Here is a 17,657-nt window from a genome sequence, read left to right as displayed (position 1 = left end):
GTCTGCGGACGGCAGGAGCCCCAACTTATGAGCGAGTCCGCCTTGCGCCGGCTGGAGCCGGCCGACGAACGTCCACGGCAATCCCTGTCCGACATCGGCGATCGCAGCGGCCATCTTGGTATCGAGATCGCCGACATGGCGGGCCTCGTCGGAGATCTCACGGCGCTCGGCCAGCAGCAGATCATGCAGGCGCGCGCGGCGGTGGCCGCGGCGCGCGAGATGAGCATCACGAATGCCGATCTCGCCGCGGCGATGGATAGCGCGCGTCTCTCCGCCGAGCAGACGCGCGCGACGCTCAGCCAGAGCGCCGATAACGTTTCAAAGACCATCGCGAGGACGATCGAAAAGGTCGAGGCTCTTGGCACCGGCGCGATCTCGCTGAAGGACTCGATCCAGTCGGTCGAGACGACGATCAAGCGCGTCGAACAGGCGAGCGCGGCCATCCAGGAGATCGCGCAGGAAACCCAGTTGCTGGCGCTGAATGCGAGCGTGGAAGCGGCGCGTGCAGGCGATGCCGGGCGGGGCTTTGCCATCATCGCCGCCACCGTGAAGCGCCTCGCCGACCAGATCCGGCCGCTATCGATCAACAATCAGCGTAACCTGAAAGAGCTGATGCAGACGCTCGGCATGGTGCTCGCCGAGGCCGACAGCAACGCCGAGACCGCGCAGTCCGCCATCGCTGAATCGAGCAAGGCGCGCGCAACGGGCACGGTGCTGCATACGCTGGTCGAGACCACCGACCGGCTTGCCGGCGACATCGAGGTGATGGTGCGCTCGGTCGACAAGAACAGCACCTGCTACGCGTCGCTACGCAACGAGATGAAGGGCCTCGTGACGTCGGTGAAAATCGGCGAGGCCAAGCTTTCGCAGGCCCAGACGCGCGTTGAGTCCATCCTCGGCATCAGCGAGGACTTCATCCTCTTCATCGCCGAAAGCGGGATCGAGACACCGGACACGCCGATCGTCGAACTCTGCCGCGAAACCGCGCAGCGGATCGGACGCATGTTCGAGCAGGCCGTCACCCGCAACGAGATCAGCATGGCGGACCTGTTCGACGAGGATTATCGGCCCGTCGCCGGCAGCAATCCGCAGCAATACATGACCCGCTTCGTCGCGCTGACAGACAGGCTGCTTCCCGAGGTGCAGGAGCCGATCCTCGCCTTCGATCCGCGCATAGCGTTCTGCGCGGCGCTGGACCGCAACGGGTTCCTGCCCACGCACAATCTGGTCTATTCGAAACCGCAGGGAGACGATCCGGTCTGGAACGCGGCCAATTGCCGGAACCGGCGCATCTTCAACGATCGCACCGGCCTTTCGGCCGGACGCAGCACCCGTCCATTCCTGCTGCAGACCTATCGCCGCGACATGGGCGGCGGCAACTTGGTCCTGATGAAGGACGTATCCGCGCCGATCGTCGTCAAGGGACGCCACTGGGGCGGATTCCGGATCGGCTTCCGGGTTTAGGTCCGGATCACGAACCGGACCGCACAAGCCGACGCTCAGGGATAAATGGGCGCCGCGCTTGCGGCGCCTGCCAACGCGTTAGACGACGCGCCGCTTCTTTTTCTTCGCAGCGGCCTTGCGCGCAGCGTAACGCGCGTCACGGTTCGCCTTCTGCTCGGCGAGCAGAGCGGCCATTCGCTCGGCCTCTTCCTGCGCCTTGATGCGGGCCTCTTCTTCGGCCCGAAGGCGGGCTTCTTCCTCGGCCCGACGGCGGGCTTCGGCTTCTGCAGCGAGACGAGCCTCTTCGCGTTTACGGGCGGCCTCGCGCTCTGCCTGGCGAACGCGGCGGGCTTCCTCAATTGCGAGGCGCTCTTGGCGCCGCTGCTCTAGGATGGGGTCGTCCGCTTTGGCGAGAAATTTCTGCAACATCGCCTTCCGTGCTTCGAAGGCATTCTTTTGACGGTCCTGAAGGTCCGTGTCACGAAAGCTAGCCATTCCAACTCCAGTTTGATCCAGCGCCGGGCATATATGCTATTCGGGCCCCTGGCTTCAACACCGGAACAGCCGAAAAATGCCGAAAACAAACATCCTTTCGTCCCATACGTCCCGGAATACGTGACGAAGGCGTGACCGCTCGAGGACAATTTCATGCATCCAGTCTCAGTCCGGCCCGAAATCATCGCGCGGGTCCTCGCCCGCCGCGGCCGGGTGGAGTGGTTCGACAGGCTCGATCCGGCCCGCACCGCACTGGTCGTGATCGACATGCAGACCGCATTCTGCGCCCCGGGGGCGCCGGCCGAAGTGCCGCTGGCGCGTGCCATCGTACCTGCGATCAACACGCTGACGGCGGTTCTCCGCAAGCTCGGCTGCCCGGTGATCTGGGTGCTGCATGCCAATACGAGCCGGGGCAACCGCAGCGACTGGGAGCTGTTCTTCAACCACGTGGTCGGCGATGACGTCCGCGAGCGGACCATCGCAGCGCTCGCGCCGGGACAACAGACAATCTGGTCTGAACTGGACGTGTCCGCGGACGACCACACGGTGATCAAGAACCGCTACAGCGCCCTGATTCCGGGTTCATCCCAGCTCGAACGGCTGCTGCGCAGCCTTGGCATCGACACCGTCCTGATCGCCGGCACGAAGACAAACGTGTGCTGCGAGTCGACCGCCCGCGACGCCATGATGCTCGACTTCAAGACGGTGATGCTGTCCGATTGCTGCGCGGCCCTGTCGGATGACGAGCACCGCGCGACGCTGGAGACCATTCTCCAGCAATTCGGCGATGTCTCGACTGTGGACCAGGTGCTGCGCAAGCTGAGCGCCGGGAACACATGACCGATCTTTCGCAACTGATCGACGCTGTCCGCCAGCACGGCGAAGTCGTCTACGCCTTCATCTTTGCCTATGCGGCATCGCACGCGATGCTGATGGCGCTGTTTGCCGGCTATGCCGCGCAGCTCGGCGTGCTCGATCTCAAGATGACGATCATCCACTGCTTCGCCGGCAGTTTCATCGGCGACGTGGTCCGCTTCTGGCTCGCGCGCCAATATGGCGAACGCCTGCTGGCGCGCTGGCCGCGGATTTCCGCGCATACCGCAATGGTCAAGCGGCTGGTCGATCGCCACGCGCTGTGGCTGCCGCTGATCCATCGTTTTCCGTATGGCATCCGCGGTCTTGGAGCATTTGCTTTCGGCCTGTCGAAAATGCCGTGGAGCTTTTTTCTGATCGCCAATCTTGTCGGCGCGGCGATCTGGGCGGTCTCGATGGTGCTTGCCGGCTACGCCTTCGGAAAGGTCTCCGACAAGGTGCTCGGCGAAACGGTGTCGACGCTCAGCCTCGCCTCGCTGCTGGTGTTCCTCGCAATCTCCTGGATGCTGAGCCGCAAGCTCGAAGCCGCGATCGAGGCCGACGCGAGACGCAATGCATGAGTTGCCGCAGAGCCGCGAAATGCAAAGGCCACCCCGGACTCAGGGCGGCCTTTCATTCCGTCGGCAGAACACAACTAGCTCAGGCCGCCGAACAGCCAGATTACCAGGATGATCGGCAGCGGAATGCCAATCAGCCACAACAGGAGTCCACGTCCCATATTTGCGCCTCCACGGGGTTCGAATACCGGATGATGAACGCCCGATTCCGCGGCTGGTTCCGGCTACGACAACGCATTCGAGGGCGCTGCACGGGCTCTCGATCAGGGGGTTTTGATGGAAATCAAGGCCGCCCTGCGCCTAATTCGGGACAGCCATGGCTCGACAAACACTGTTGAACGCTTCTAAAACAATCTCGGATAAAGCCATATCGGATTGAACGGCCTCGCATTCCGGTGCGACGAACCATGAGCGGTCCGCTGCGGGATTCCCTATCGCCATGAATTACAAAGCCTTTTTCGAAAATGCCTTGAACCGCCTGCATGATGAGCGGCGCTACCGCGTGTTCGCGGACCTGGAAAGAATCGCCGGCAGGTTCCCGCAGACGATCTGGCATTCTCCGGAAGGCTCGCGCGAGATCATCGTCTGGTGCTCGAACGACTATCTCGGCATGGGCCAGCACCCCAAGGTGATCGGCGCGATGGTCGAGACCGCGACGAAAATGGGCACCGGCGCCGGCGGTACCCGCAATATTTCCGGCACCAATCATCCGCTGGTCGAGCTTGAGGCAGAGCTCGCTGACCTGCACGGCAAGGAAGCGGCGCTGATCTTCACCTCGGGTTACGTCTCGAACCAGACCGGCATCGCGACCCTCGCCAAGCTGATCCCGAATGTCCTGATCCTTTCGGACGCCTATAACCACAATTCAATGATCGAAGGCGTTCGGCATTCCGGCTGCGAAAAGAAGATCTTCCGTCACAACGATCTCGCGCATCTGGAGCAGCTTCTGATCGAGGCCGGCGACCGGCCCAAGCTGATCCTGTTCGAAAGCATCTATTCGATGGATGCGGATATCGCGCCGATCAGCGCTATCTGCGATCTCGCCGAGAAATACGGCGCGATGACCTATATCGACGAAGTCCACGCCGTCGGCATGTACGGCCAGCGCGGCGCGGGCGTGTGCGAACGCGACGGCGTGATGCATCGCCTGGACGTGATCGAAGGCACGCTCGGCAAGGCATTCGGCTGCTTCGGCGGCTATATCGCGGCGAGCCATGCGGTCTGTGACGCGGTGCGTTCCTACGCGCCGGGCTTCATCTTCACCACTGCGTTGCCGCCGGCGGTTTGCGCCGCCGCTGCAGCATCGATCCGCCATCTGAAGACGTCACAATGGGAACGCGACCGGCATCAGGAGCGCGTCGCACGCGTGAAGGCCGTGCTCACCGCAGCCGGGCTGCCGGTGATGCCGAGCGACACCCACATCGTGCCGATTGCCGTCGGCGATCCGGAAAAGTGCAAGGCAGCAAGCGACATGCTGCTGTCCGATCACGGCATCTATATCCAGCCGATCAACTATCCGACCGTGCCGAAGGGCACCGAACGCCTGCGCGTGACGCCCTCGCCCTATCACGACGACAAGATGATCGACGCGCTCGCGAATGCCTTGATCGACGTGTGGGAGCGGCTGGGCATGAAGCTCAACCGCACGCTCGCGGCGGAATAGGCCCCGGACATCGAAAACGCGGCGGCACCTGCGAGCCGCCGCGCAGTCCGAACCTCCGGATCAGAATTCCTCCCAGTCCTCCCTGGCGGCAAGTGCGGCCTGCGATCGTCCTGCAGATCGCTGACGCGCCACCGGCTGTGACGCACCGCCCCTGACCAGCTTGACCGGAGCGCGATTGGTCACCGGCGCGCGCGCAGGTTCTGCAGCCGCGCCTTGCGCCAGCCGGAACGCAGAAACCCGCTCGTGCATCGATGCCGCCTGCTGCTCGAGGGTCTTGGCGGTTGCGGCATTTTCTTCCACCAGCGCCGAATTCTGCTGGGTGATCTCGTCCATCTGCGACATCGCCCGGTTAACCTGCTCGATCCCCGTCGATTGCTCGGCGCTGGCGACGGCAATATCCGAAACGATGGCAGCGACGCGCCTGATCGAATCCAGAATCTCGTCGAGCGAATTTCCGGCGCGTCCCACCAGTTCGACACCGTCGCGGACATGTCCCGTGCTGCCGTTGATGAGGTCCTTGATGTCCTTGGCCGCCTGGGAAGACCGTTGCGCCAGGTTCCGCACTTCGGACGCGACCACCGCAAAGCCGCGTCCGGCTTCACCCGCGCGCGCCGCCTCGACCGCTGCGTTCAGCGCCAGCAGATTGGTCTGGCGCGCAATCTCATCGATCACGCTGATGATGTCGGAAATCTTGCCGGACGATTCCTCGATCCGCGACATCGCCGACACCGCCTGAGCGACCACATCTCCGCCGCGGCCTGCAACCTCGCAGGCGCCGGTGGCAAACTCGTTGGCCCGTTGCGCGTTCTCGGCATTCTTTTTCACGGTGGCCGACATCTCCTCCATCGAGGCCGAGGTCTGCTCGAGGCTTGCCGCCTGTTCCTCGGTGCGTTGCGAGAGATCGGCCGTGCTGAGCGAGATTTCGGACGACGCGTTGGAAACTTCGCTTGCGGCCGCACCGATCTCGCGCACGAACTCGCGGAACCGGTCGCACAGCGCGTTCATCGAATTGGCAAGACCAAGCATGAAGCCCGACTTGCCCTCGGTCCCGACCCGCATCGTCAGGTCGCCCGCCACCGCTGCGCTGACCACGCGGTCGATTTCGGCTTCGATCAGCTTCTCCGCGGTCTCGTCTCTCCATTCGACCACGGTACCGATGCGCTGGTTGCGGCCGTCCCTGACCGGCGTGACGACAAGATGGAAATTGCGACCGCCGACCTTGATGTCGGTCTCGACGGTCGAAGTGAGCGCATCGAGCATCCTGCGCTGATGCGCGGGATTCTTGTGGAAGGTATCGATCGACACGCCGATCATGCGGCTGGCGTTGAACGACGGGATGTCCTTCCGGACATCGGCTTCGGCATTGCGCAGCATCTCGTCCATCGTCTGGTTCATGTAGACGATGTCGTAGCGATCGTCCGCGACCATCACATTGGTCTTGCAGACATCGAGGGCAGACCGCAGCCGGAAATTGACGAGTTCCGTCGCCTTTTGCTGGGTCTCGTCCTTCCATTCGACAACGGTGCCAATGCGTCGGCGCCTGTCATCGAAGATCGGCGTCACGATCAGATGGAAGCTCCGACCACCAACCGAGATGTCGGTTTCGGTGGTGGCGGTGAGGCCATCAAGGATGCGGCGCTGATGCGACGGATTGCGGTGGAAGGTATCGATCGAGGCGCCAATCATGTTGCGGGCGCTGAGCGCAGGGATGTCTTTTCGCAGATCGCTTTCGGCGGCGGCCAGCATCTCGGTCATCGTCTGGTTCATGTAGACGATGTTGTAGTTCTCGTCCGCGACCATCACGTTGGTCCGGCAAGCCTCGAGCGCAGCAGCAATGCGAATTCCGTCCTGACCGCTGCCGGCAACCAGACTTCCGCTTCGCGACGGCCACAACAACGAAAGCGCGGTCATCGCCAGCGCGCACGCGCCGAGCGCCGGGACCACTGCAGCATTGCCAACATAAAACGCAATCGCCGCGCCTGCCTGCAAAACCAGCGCGACCAGAATCAACGTACGTGATGACAGCCATGCGGCGCGCGGCGCACGCGCCGATGCAACGGTATTAGCAAGTGCCATGATTCAATCCCTGCATTCCGATGGGAGCGGGTCCCGTAAAGCGATGCGGCGAGCCGAGGCGCTCTTCCAGGAAGGCAGGACCTTCCACGCGGCACGAGAGCTCCGTCGGACGAACAGCCTGCGGTGTTCGTTCCATCAGCTTGAGGGTATTCGGTTAACTGCAGGTCGCAGTTTTGGTAAGCGCCTGCAATGGCGCATCAATTTTGATGAAGCGCGCGCAACAGTGATGTCGCAGCGCAAAAAATAATTCAGTCGTCCTGAACAGGCCGCTTTTCCGGCGGCTTCGGCGCCGGCGGCGGCGGAGACTGCCCGTAAACCCGAACGAAGATCGGTAATGCAGCCGATATCAGCATGAAGCGCGCAACGTGATGCGCACCGACGAAAATCGGATCGAGATGCAAAGCGAGTGCAAGGATCATCATCGCGTCGAGCGCGCCGGGTGAATACGACACCACGACGGCAGGCAGATTGAGACTCATCGTGAAGGCCGATGCCGCGGCGAACACGGACACGATCGCAACAGCCACCGAGAACGAACCGAGCGCCGCGCCGAAATGCTTCAGCACGAGGCGCAGGTCGGCGTTGGCGAAGCGCGCGCCGGTCAGTGCGCCGAGGGCTACCATCACGGCATTGACCACCCACCACGGCATCGATGCATGGATGAGTCCTGAACCGTGCAGAATGGCGGAGGCGAGCATCGACCCGAAAATGAGACCGCCGGGAAAGCGGACGAAATGCGCGAGGATCGCCGCCGCCGTCGAGATCACAACGAGCAGCACAATCTCCAGAGGCGAATCTGCAGCGGCGGAGGCGCGGATCGGCGCGCCGGTCGGGACGAAGCCGGACAACGCAAGTCCGAGCGGCAGCAGGGCGGTGAGGATCACCACACGGATCGTCTGGACAATGGCGATCCCCGAAAGGTCCGCGTGATACTGTGTCGCATACGCCATCACCTGTGACAGCGCGCCCGGCGCCGACCCGAACAACCCGGAGAGCATGGGCCAGCCGTGAACCCGCTTCAGATAGGCGGCGCTCCCGAACATGGCGCACAACATCCCGGCGCAAAGCAGAAGAACGCTGAGCGGCCAGGTCGCGACGCCGTTCAGCGTCTCCGGCGTAACGGCGCCCCCGAGCGAAATTCCGATCAGGACGAAGATGACTCGCGCCAGCGGCGCCGGCATCGTCACCGGCCGGCCCGCGAGAGCCGCAATCGCGACCGCGATCATGGAGCCCGACAGCCATCCGGCAGGCATCCCGATGGCGGTCAGGATGGCGCCGCCGATGGCCCCGACCAGAAGCGTTTCGCCGAGTTTCAACAGGGTCTGGCGGGAGGGGAGCAGCATGGGACGGTTATGTCTATTCCGCAGAACCTATCAAGACGTGTGCTGCAACCCCTGTATGCGGGCAGTCAATACGTACCGAAGCGCAAAACCGCTACCCGATTTTGCGGGGCTTGCACTGATTGCCCTTTCCTCGGGGCCGCGTGTATGGTCGCGGCCCTTTTGCCGGATTCCTTATGGCCCGTGACCAGATTGACATGACGCCGGTCGAGCGGCGCGACGAACTCGTCGCGTGGCTCGAATCAGGGTGCAAACCGCAAGCCGAATGGCGGATCGGTACCGAACACGAGAAATTCCCGTTCACGGTACAGAGCCACGAGCCTGTGCCCTATGAGGGCCCGCGTGGCATCCGTGCGCTGCTCGAAGGCATGCAGCTCCTGCTCGGCTGGGAGCCGATCATGGAGCGCGAGAACATCATCGGGCTTCATGACGTGACCGGCGGCGGCGCGATCTCGCTCGAACCCGGCGGGCAGTTCGAGCTGTCCGGCGCGCCGCTCGAGAATGTGCATCAGACGCACACCGAGCTGATGGCGCATCTCGCGCAGGTCCGCGAAGTCGCCCGCCCGCTCGGCATCGGCTTCATCGGGCTCGGCATGAATCCGAAATGGACCCGCGCGCAGATCCCGGTCATGCCGAAGGGCCGCTATCGCATCATGACGCAATACATGCCGAAGGTGGGCAATCTCGGCCTCGACATGATGTACCGGACCTGCACGGTCCAGACCAATCTCGACTTCTCGTCGGAAGCCGACATGGTCAGGAAGCTGCGCGTCTCGCTCGCATTGCAGCCGGTCGCGACCGCCCTGTTCGCCAACTCGCCATTCACCGAGGGCAAGCCCAACGGTTTCCTGTCGTTCCGTTCCGAGGTCTGGCGGGACACCGACCCCGACCGCTCGGGCATGCTGCCCTGGGCCTTCGAGGACGGCATGGGCTTCGAGCGCTGGGTCGATTACGCGCTCGACGTGCCGATGTATTTCGTCAAGCGCGGCGACGAGTATATCGACGTGTCCGGCCTGTCGTTCCGCGACCTGTTCGCCGGCAAGCTAAAGGAATTGCCGGGCGAACGCGCAACCATCTCGGATTGGGCGAACCACATCTCCACGATTTTTCCGGAGGTGCGTCTGAAGCGTTATCTGGAAATGCGCGGCGCCGATGGCGGACCGTGGCGGCGCCTGCCGGCGCTGCCGGCGTTCTGGGTCGGCCTCCTGTATGACAGCGTGTCGCTCGATGCGGCGTGGGACATCGTCAAGGACTGGACCGCCGAAGAGCGGCAAAAGCTGCGTGACGACGTCCCGGCCCAGGGCTTCGCGGCAAAGATCCGCAATCGCAACATGCTGTCGCTTGCAGAGGAGACCCTCAAGCTCGCCCGCGAAGGTTTGACCCGCCGCCGTCACCTCAATGCCGGCGGCGAGGACGAGACGAAATATCTCGAGCCGCTGGAAGACCTCGTGTCGCGCGGTTCGACGCCCGCCGAAGAACTGCTCGCGAAGTTCAACGGGCCGTGGGGCGGCTCGGTCGAGCCTGTCTTCACCGAGTATGCATATTGATGGCCAAGGCGACGCCCGCCACTGCCGCGCTCGAAAAGGCAAGAATCGCCTTTACGCTGCATGAATACGATTATGACCCGAACGCGCAGCGCATCGGGATGCAGGCCGCCGAAGCGCTCGGCATTTCGCCCGAGCGCCTGCTGAAGACGCTGATGGCGAAAGCCGGCAACGCGACGGTCTGCGTTCTCGTCCCGTCCGACAAGGAGGTCAGCCTGAAGCGGCTCGCGGCCGCCGCCGGCGTGAAAGATGCGGCGATGCTGCCGCCCGCCGAAGCCGAACGCTTCACCGGCTATCATGTCGGAGGCATTTCGCCGCTCGGCCAGCGCAAGCGCGCAGCTTCGTTCATCGAACGCGCCGCGCTCGCTCACCAGACAATCCTCGTGAACGGCGGACGGCGCGGCCTGCAGATCGAAATTGCGCCGGACGATCTCGTGCGCGCAATTGACGCAAAGGCGGCCGACCTGTGCTGAACCGCGCGAAGCTCACGCCCTATGATCTGGCGCTCTACGCCACGGTCGTATTGGCATGGGGCTTTGCGTGGATCGGCATTCACTTTCAGGTCGGCACCGTCTCGCCCGATGTGTCGGTGTTCTGGCGCTTCCTGGTGGCCGGCCCCGTGATGCTGACAATCGCCGTGTTTCGGGGCGACCGGCTGCGTTACGGACCAGGCGATCACCTGAAATTCGCGCTGCTTGGCGTGCTGATGTTTTCGCTGAACTTCCTGTTGTATTATCACGCGGCGGAGGTGCTTCCGTCGGGCCTCCTGTCCATCGTGTTTTCGCTCGCGTCGTTCTTCAACGTGTGGCTGGGCGCGCTCTTTCTCAGCGCCCCGGTCGATCGCCGCGTGGTCGCAGGCGGACTTCTTGGCGTCGCCGGAATGGCGGCGATGTTCTATCCGCAATTTGCCGGTCACGCCTTTCCGCGTGGCGCCCTGATCGCGCTCGGATTGAGCCTCGCCGGCACACTTGGCTTCTGTTTCGGAAACATCGTGTCGGCGAAGCTGTCACGGCAGAAGACGCCGGTTTTCCCCGCGACCGGATACGCCATGCTGTACGGCGCAGGGAGCGTTGGGCTTTACGCGTTCGTCAGCGGCCACGCCTTCACGATCGAATGGACGGTCACCTATCTCGCCGGACTTGTCTATCTCGCGCTGGTCGGCTCGGTCGTTGCATTCGCGTGCTACCTGACGCTGCTCGGCCGCATCGGCCCTGACCGCGCCGCTTACGTCACCGTGCTGGGGCCCGTGGTCGCGCTTGCGGTCTCGACCGCGGTTGAAGGCTTCCAATGGACGATCGTCGCCGTCCTCGGACTGATCGCGGTCCTGATCGGCAACGTGCTGGTGCTGCGACCGCGCAAATAGCGCAACCGATTACTCCGCGGCCTGCACCGCCTCCGACAGGTTATCGAGCGACGAGATGATGTGTTCGGCGAGCGCGTCCGCGAGCGCCGAACTTTCGTGCGGATTGCGCACGAGACCGATCCGGCAATGCGGCAGATCCGGGAAGCCTTCGGCGGGCGTCAGCACGCGCATCCCCGGACGCAGCGTCGATTCCGGCACGACCGAGACCGCAAGACCCGACAGCACCGCCGCGACATACGCACCGGCATTCGAGCTGGTGTAGATCACGCGATGCGGCCGCCCGAGCTTCTCAAGATGCTCCAGCGCGATCCGGCGCCATGCGCAACTCTGCTTGCCGAGCGCGAGCGGCAGCGGATTCTCCGTGTGGGCCGCATGTCGCACCGACGAAACCCACAGGAGCCTCTCCTGCCGGAATTGCTCGGCGGTCCTTTGCGTGTCGGTCGCAGTGATGATCGCAAGATCGAGATCGTTGGCATCGATACGCCGCAGCAGATCGGCCGACGGCTCGCACAGCACGGTCAATTCGACGCCGGGATAGGAGCGCGAGAAGCGCGCCATGATCTCCGGCAGATAGCGATCCGCATAATCGTCCGGGACGCCGAGCCGCACGCGGCCGGATAATTCCGGGCCGGAAAACGCCGCCAATGCCTCGAGATTCAGCTTCACGATGCGACGCGCATAATCGAGCAGGCGATCACCATCTTCCGTCAACTTCGATGCGCGTCCGTCGCGTGCGAAGATCGGCTTGTTGAGACGCTCCTCCAGCCGCTTCATCTGCATCGAAACGGCAGATTGGGTTTTGTGCACGACCTCCGCCGCCTTGGTGAAACTGCCGGTTTCGGCGATGGCGATGAAGGTGCGGAGCTGGTCGATATCGATCAGGACGGTCATCGGGGATCCTCAAACAGGGGTCCAGAAATGGGGTCAGGGCCCGGCTGTATCATCATCGATCGTGATGTTTGAGATTATAAACATTCGTTTCACTTATCAATGGCGCGGTGCGATATCGGTATCCGTTCAAGGCATCCGGGGTCGGAAATCGGGTCGCGCAGAGTGAGGTCTGCGACGACGGTTTCGGCACCGGAAGAGCAGGAGGGTCCAATGACCGCGATTTGCACGTCCGAGCCGATCCAGAGACGCCACCGAGAGCCAGCGCTGGTTCGCACCGTTTTTGCTATCGCGTTGAACGGAATGCGGAAACTCGCCCGCCTCCTGAAAAATCGCCGGAATGCGCGATTGCTGGCCGGCATGGACGACAGGATGCTGGCCGATATCGGCCTCAGCCGGAGCGATCTGCGGGACGCCTACGCGCAGCCGCTCTGGCGCGATCCGACCGACGTGCTGGCGGGGCGCGCACGCGACAAGCGCCTTCATCGCCGCGGGCGCATCGACATCCTGCCGATCAATGCGCCGGTGATCGCTCCCGACACGCCGCTCGATGAACTGCGGGCGAAGCGATCGCCCTGGCACTACCTCTGAGAACCTGCCGCGGGCCCTGCCCAGCCCGCCGCAGATCCGCCCAGCGTGTGTCCCCTCGCACCAAGCGGATCAAGCGCCCGCCCGGTCCTCCCGGCGGGCGCTTTACTTTAGGCTGTGATCGAAGGGCTGGTTCAACGCCTTCTGCGTCAGTCCGCGCCGATCTTTCACGACGCCGATCGGCACGCCCAATCTCCTGATCGTCGCGACGACGCGTCCATCCACGAGGCGGTCGCAATTCATCTGCGTCGGCGCGATGAAGAAATCCGCCTCCAGCCAGCCCGGCGATGCCTGCAGCCGCTTGTCGGCGTAATTTTCGAAAGAGAATTTCTCGCCGCAGACGCCGACCGTGTAGACCCGCGGCGACTTTTCCGCGGCAAGCCCGAGATAGTCGTGCAGCACGCGCACGGCTTCCGGCATCATGTTGACCCAGTAATCCATCTCGTACCGCCGCGCGGCGCCTTCGAGACCGCCGACCATCGGATTGTAGAACATGTACTCGTAGGGGTGCAGACGCACGAGCACGCTGACATTCGATGCAAAGATCAGCAGCAGCGCTGCAGCGGCGCCTGCCTCAAGCCAGCGTCGCGGCGAGAGCGCGTTCAGCGTGGCATCAAACCCGATCCCGGCAATCACGGCGAGCGGCGGCAATATGAACAGGAAATGCCGCATGCCCGTAAAGGCCGGCCCCTCCGCGATCGCCTCGCACAGCACCGGAAAGATCGCGACGAAGACGAGAAAGCCCGTCTCGACATGACGCCTGTGCAGCCCTGACAGACCGTCGCGCGCGAATGCCAGCGCCAATGCGGAAATCGCCAGAAGCACGCCCGAATAGACGACGAGCGGCACCTTGATCAGCAGATAGAACGGCACATACCACCACGGCACGTCCGCCATCCGGTAGATCTCGCCGGCCACGATGGTGCGGATCTCGTAGTGGAAATGCGCGAAGGAAAAGATCGCGCGCAACGGATTGAGCGGCGCAAGCCACGCCCAGGGCCACGCCGCAATCATGATGACGTAGCCGATCACGATGGCGGGTGCGAAGCGCAACGCCGACCGCGGTAGGAACGCCACGCTGTCCGCGACGCGAAAAGGGCGCGGCACCGACATCAGCACGAGGACACCCGCATAACCGACCAGCAAGAGCCCCATGGCCCGCAGACCGGTCGCAGCACCAAGCATCAGTCCAAAGCCGATCACATCGCGCCAGCGTGGCGCCGGCAGATCCCGCGCTGCGCGCAGCAGGAAGTAGATCGCCCAGATCACTGCCGCTGCGAACGGCACGTCCTTGGTGTGGTTGAACATGCCGCCGAAATACGGCCCGCAGATCGCAAGCGCGATCAGCGCGATCAGGCCCGCACGCGGACCGGCCACAAGACGCGCCGTCGCCCATGCGCCGGCAATACCGGCAATTCCGGTCATCGCCGACATGACATGGCGGATCACGAAGACGTCGAACGGCAGCAGCTTCGCGGCGCCGACGGCGAGGATGTCGAACAGCCCGCCATACAGATAAAGGTTCTTGTAGTTGAACAGCGCCGTGTCGCGAAAGCCGCTGGCGTAATAGTCGACGATCAGTTCGCCGTAACGATGCTGAACCTCTTCATCGTTGGAAATGCCGTAGTCGCGGACAATAAGCAGCGCGAGGATTGCGAGTCCGCAAAGGACAAAAACGGCGAAGCGATCGACCCAACGGTTCTGCTGCCCGATCTGCTCGTCGCTCGATTCCATGATGGAACTTTGCGCACCGGCGACATTTTGTCATGCTGCTGCGCACAACCGACTTTTCAACAGGTGAACAGATTGAGCGGTCACGACTTCGCGTCCGCAGCAATCGGCCCTCGCAAGGCGAGGACCGAAACCTTAACATCACGCATGGTCGGATTCTGGATGCTGGGCCGGGGAATGAACCGGTGCCTCGTGACATTTGCCGTCTGTACGATGGCGCTGCTGATTTCAGGGATGACCGTTGCCAAGGCGCAAGTCGGTTTCGACCGGCCGGGCGGAGACTATCAATCTGCACCCGTGCGCAACGCAGATCCCGCGACCTGCGCCGCACGCTGCGACCGCGACGGCCGTTGCCGCGCCTGGAGCTTTTCCTATCCGCGAACGGCAGCGCGCGATGCGATGTGCTGGCTGAAGAACACCGTCACGCCGGTGAAGGAAGACAGTTGCTGCGTGTCCGGCATCCGCGGCGCTGCGCTGCTCGAACCCAAGACCGGCCCGACGGAATTCTCGATCGACCGCGTCGGCGGTGATTATCGGTCCTTCGATGTCGCCGCCGATGCGACGGGCGAAGCCTGCGCGAAGGCGTGTCAGGCCGACACCAGGTGCCGAGCCTTCACCTATGTCCGTCCGGGCTATAGCGGCGCATCGGCGCGCTGTCACCTGAAGGAGCGGGTAACGCGGCCACGCCGCAAACCCTGCTGCATTTCAGGCGTTGTGCGTTAGTCGGCGACGGCACCCATGCAGGAAGACAGGAAGGAGACAAATGCGGCTTTCTCTCTGTGTGACCATTGCGACCGCCCTCGCCTGCGGCGGCGCGGCAGCGCATCACGGCTGGGGCAGCTACGACGCGGCGAAGCCGATCACCGTCACCGGCCCGATCGTGACATCCACATATGAAAACCCGCACGCAACCGTCACGGTTAAGGCGCCCGACAAGGTCTGGACCGTGACGCTGGCGCCGACGTTCCGCATGGCCAATCGCGGCGCGACCAGGGAGATGGTCGCCGTCGGCAAGACAATATCGGCCTATGGCTATGTCTCGACCGTCGAGAAGGACGAAATGCGCGCCGAGCGCATCACCGTGGACGGCAAGACCATCGAGATGCGTTGATGACGGACGCGGCGCCTGCAATCTTCATCGCCATCGAGGGCTCGGCCTTTGCCGCGACCGTGCGGCAATCCTCGTATGCCTATATGGCGGCGAATGTCGCGCATATCCTGTCGCTGATGGTGTTCTTCAGCGCGGTCGCAGTCATGGATTTGCGCCTGGCCGGCTTTTTTCAATCGACATGGCCCGGCAGCCTGCTGCGGCGTGCGCGCACGATCGCGATCATCGGCTTCATCGGCCTTGCCGCTTCCGGCACGATCCTGTTCGTCGCCGAAGCGAGCCACCTCGTTCTCAACACGATCTTTCAGATCAAGGTCGCGTTGATCGCGCTCGGGCTGATCAACATCATCTGGTTCGAGTATTTCATTGCCGACAGGGTGACAGACGTGCAGCCGAACACGCCGCTGCCGGGCAGCGCACGCTTCGTCGGCGTGGCGTCGCTTTTGATGTGGTTTGCTGTCGCGGCGTGCGGGCGGCTGATCGCGTATTTCTAGTGGTCAGCCGCGCCTGACCGTCAGCCCGTGCCGCCGACCGTGATCCGGTCCATCCGCAGCGACGGCTGACCGACGCCGACCGGCACGCCCTGCCCGTTCTTGCCGCAGGTTCCGACGCCGTGGTCGAGTGCGAGATCGTTGCCGATCATCGAAATGCGATGCAGGTCGGTCGGCCCATTGCCGATGAGCATGGCGCCCTTCACCGGCGCACCGATCTTGCCGTTTTCGATCTTGTAGGCCTCGGTGCATTGAAACACGTATTTGCCTGAGGTGATGTCGACCTGACCGCCGCCGAAATTCACCGCATAGATGCCGTTCTTAACCGATGCGATGATTTCGCCGGGCTCGCGATCGCCGGCCAGCATGTAGGTGTTGGTCATGCGCGGCATCGGCACATGCGCGTAGGACTCGCGCCGGCCGTTGCCGGTCGGCTTCATGTTCATCAGCCGCGCGTTCTGGCGGTCCTGCATGTAGCCGACCAGGATGCCGTCCTCGATCAGCACGGTCTTGTTGGTCGGCGTGCCCTCGTCGTCGATCGACAGCGAGCCGCGGCGCGACTGGATCGTGCCGTCATCGAGCACGGTCACGCCCTTGGCGGCGACCCGTTGCCCCATCAGGCCGGCAAAGGCAGAGGTCCCCTTGCGATTGAAATCGCCTTCGAGGCCATGCCCGACCGCCTCGTGCAGCATGACGCCGGGCCAACCGGCTGCCAGCACCACGTCCATTTCGCCCGCCGGGGCCGGCACCGATTCGAGATTCACCAGCGCCTGCCGAACCGCGTCATCGACCGCGCCACGCCAGGCCGCCGTCTCGATGAAGCGGGCAAAGCCCTCGCGGCCGCCATAGCCATGGCCGCCGGTTTCCTGCCGGTCGCCCACGCCGGCGACGATCGACACGTTGACGCGGACCATCGGCCGGATGTCGCGATAGACCTCGCCATCGGCGCGCAGGATTTCGACCACCTGCCACGAGGCGCCAAGGCTTGCGCTGACCTGCCGGACCCGCGGGTCCTTGGCGCGCGCATAGGCGTCGATTTCCTGCAGCAGCTTGACCTTGGCCTCGAAGGACGGCGCATCGAGCGGGTTTTCGTCGCCATAGAGCCGCACATTGGTCCGGCCGGGGGCGTCGGAATAATGGCCGCTATATCCGCCCTTCACCGCCCGGACTGCATCGGCGGCGCGAATCAGCGCGGCTTCCGAGATGTCCGAGGCATGGGCGTAGCCGACCGCCTCGTCCTTCACGGCGCGCAGGCCGAAACCCTGGGCGGTATCGTAGGTCGCCTGTTTCAACCTGCCGTTGTCAAACCCAAGGGCTTCCGACTGGCGGTATTCGAGGAAGAGCTCGCCGTCGTCGGCGCCCTCGAGGCCTTTCGCGAGGATGGAACGGACCCGCCCCCGGTCGAGGCCGGCGCGGTCGATGAGGGAGGCGGCTGAGGATTTGTCGGTCATGTCCCCGAACATAGTGCCGGAAGCCGCAAATCAACAGTCATTCCGG

Annotated in this window: 17 protein-coding genes; 11 read left to right on the top strand and 6 right to left on the bottom strand. The window is 63.6% G+C overall.

Going from position 1 to position 17,657, the window contains the following annotated elements; genetic code table 11:
- The coding region (locus VNZ93_RS05570) for a methyl-accepting chemotaxis protein (protein WP_325701249.1) at positions 1–1,464 on the top strand (1,464 nt) is incomplete at its 5' end.
- Between the two features lie 78 nt (positions 1,465–1,542).
- On the opposite strand, the gene VNZ93_RS05565 is transcribed toward VNZ93_RS05570, so the two are convergent.
- Complete coding sequence (locus VNZ93_RS05565) at positions 1,543–1,938, bottom strand: DUF6481 family protein (RefSeq protein WP_325701246.1); 396 nt, start codon at positions 1,936–1,938, stop codon at positions 1,543–1,545.
- A gap of 153 nt (positions 1,939–2,091) precedes the next feature.
- Here VNZ93_RS05565 and VNZ93_RS05560 point away from each other — a divergent pair, with 153 nt between their 5' ends.
- The 3 genes from VNZ93_RS05560 (at position 2,092) to hemA (ending at position 5,031) form a co-directional block, all read left to right on the top strand.
- The gene (locus tag VNZ93_RS05560) at positions 2,092–2,778 is read left to right on the top strand and encodes a cysteine hydrolase (RefSeq protein WP_325701244.1); all 687 of its coding nucleotides are present in this window, start codon (positions 2,092–2,094) and stop codon (positions 2,776–2,778) included.
- Positions 2,775–3,371 carry a DedA family protein gene (locus VNZ93_RS05555; protein ID WP_325701242.1) on the top strand — a complete coding sequence of 199 codons (597 nt, stop codon included), beginning with the start codon at positions 2,775–2,777 and terminating at the stop codon, positions 3,369–3,371. Before VNZ93_RS05560 ends, VNZ93_RS05555 begins: the two co-directional genes overlap by 4 nt.
- 436 nt (positions 3,372–3,807) lie before the next feature.
- Positions 3,808–5,031, top strand: coding sequence for a 5-aminolevulinate synthase (gene hemA / locus VNZ93_RS05550; RefSeq protein WP_325701241.1), 1,224 nt, complete (start codon positions 3,808–3,810; stop codon positions 5,029–5,031).
- A 60-nt stretch (positions 5,032–5,091) separates the two neighbouring features.
- Here hemA and VNZ93_RS05545 read toward each other — a convergent pair whose 3' ends face one another.
- Both VNZ93_RS05545 and VNZ93_RS05540 read right to left on the bottom strand, forming a co-directional pair.
- Positions 5,092–7,107 (bottom strand): methyl-accepting chemotaxis protein, encoded by a 2,016-nt coding sequence (locus VNZ93_RS05545; protein ID WP_325701239.1) that lies wholly within the window; start codon positions 7,105–7,107, stop codon positions 5,092–5,094.
- 248 nt (positions 7,108–7,355) lie between these two features.
- Positions 7,356–8,450: an AbrB family transcriptional regulator gene (locus VNZ93_RS05540; RefSeq protein ID WP_325701236.1), complete on the bottom strand. Its 1,095-nt coding sequence runs from the start codon at positions 8,448–8,450 to the stop codon at positions 7,356–7,358.
- Between the two features lie 173 nt (positions 8,451–8,623).
- Between VNZ93_RS05540 and VNZ93_RS05535 the strand changes: the two genes are divergently transcribed.
- The 3 genes from VNZ93_RS05535 to VNZ93_RS05525 are packed head-to-tail and all read left to right on the top strand — an operon-like array spanning position 8,624 to position 11,354.
- Entirely contained in the window at positions 8,624–9,994 is a 1,371-nt protein-coding gene (locus VNZ93_RS05535) for a glutamate--cysteine ligase (protein WP_325701233.1), read from the top strand.
- The gene (gene ybaK / locus VNZ93_RS05530; protein ID WP_325701230.1) at positions 9,994–10,464 is read left to right on the top strand and encodes a Cys-tRNA(Pro) deacylase; all 471 of its coding nucleotides are present in this window, start codon (positions 9,994–9,996) and stop codon (positions 10,462–10,464) included. Before VNZ93_RS05535 ends, ybaK begins: the two co-directional genes overlap by 1 nt.
- Positions 10,458–11,354, top strand: a complete 897-nt coding sequence (locus VNZ93_RS05525; protein ID WP_325701227.1) for a DMT family transporter — start codon at positions 10,458–10,460, stop codon at positions 11,352–11,354. The genes ybaK and VNZ93_RS05525 overlap by 7 nt, the downstream gene beginning before the upstream one ends.
- A 9-nt stretch (positions 11,355–11,363) precedes the next feature.
- On the opposite strand, the gene VNZ93_RS05520 is transcribed toward VNZ93_RS05525, so the two are convergent.
- Entirely contained in the window at positions 11,364–12,245 is an 882-nt protein-coding gene (locus VNZ93_RS05520; protein WP_325701224.1) for a LysR substrate-binding domain-containing protein, read from the bottom strand.
- A 210-nt stretch (positions 12,246–12,455) separates the two neighbouring features.
- On the opposite strand from VNZ93_RS05520, the gene VNZ93_RS05515 reads away from it, so the two are divergent.
- Entirely contained in the window at positions 12,456–12,833 is a 378-nt protein-coding gene (locus VNZ93_RS05515) for a DUF1127 domain-containing protein (RefSeq protein ID WP_325701221.1), read from the top strand.
- 102 nt (positions 12,834–12,935) lie between these two features.
- Here the strand turns inward: VNZ93_RS05515 and VNZ93_RS05510 are convergent, their stop codons facing one another.
- Positions 12,936–14,564, bottom strand: a complete 1,629-nt coding sequence (locus VNZ93_RS05510) for an ArnT family glycosyltransferase (protein WP_325701218.1) — start codon at positions 14,562–14,564, stop codon at positions 12,936–12,938.
- Between the two features lie 174 nt (positions 14,565–14,738).
- Here VNZ93_RS05510 and VNZ93_RS05505 point away from each other — a divergent pair, with 174 nt between their 5' ends.
- From VNZ93_RS05505 to VNZ93_RS05495, 3 genes are read left to right on the top strand one after another with little or no spacing between them, the layout of a single operon-like run.
- Positions 14,739–15,284, top strand: coding sequence for a PAN domain-containing protein (locus VNZ93_RS05505; protein WP_325701215.1), 546 nt, complete (start codon positions 14,739–14,741; stop codon positions 15,282–15,284).
- A gap of 40 nt (positions 15,285–15,324) precedes the next feature.
- Positions 15,325–15,672 (top strand): DUF6152 family protein, encoded by a 348-nt coding sequence (locus tag VNZ93_RS05500; RefSeq protein WP_325701212.1) that lies wholly within the window; start codon positions 15,325–15,327, stop codon positions 15,670–15,672.
- Positions 15,672–16,163: a DUF6644 family protein gene (locus tag VNZ93_RS05495; RefSeq protein ID WP_325701209.1), complete on the top strand. Its 492-nt coding sequence runs from the start codon at positions 15,672–15,674 to the stop codon at positions 16,161–16,163. Before VNZ93_RS05500 ends, VNZ93_RS05495 begins: the two co-directional genes overlap by 1 nt.
- Before the next feature lie 20 nt (positions 16,164–16,183).
- On the opposite strand, the gene tldD is transcribed toward VNZ93_RS05495, so the two are convergent.
- Entirely contained in the window at positions 16,184–17,611 is a 1,428-nt protein-coding gene (gene tldD / locus VNZ93_RS05490; protein WP_325701206.1) for a metalloprotease TldD, read from the bottom strand.
- Positions 17,612–17,657 lie beyond the last annotated feature (46 nt).

The organism is Pseudorhodoplanes sp. (assembly GCF_035565795.1).
Classification (GTDB): Bacteria; Pseudomonadota; Alphaproteobacteria; order Rhizobiales; family Xanthobacteraceae; genus Pseudorhodoplanes.
Note: the sequence above shows the minus strand (reverse complement) of the source record. Positions and strands in the feature narration are given on the sequence as shown.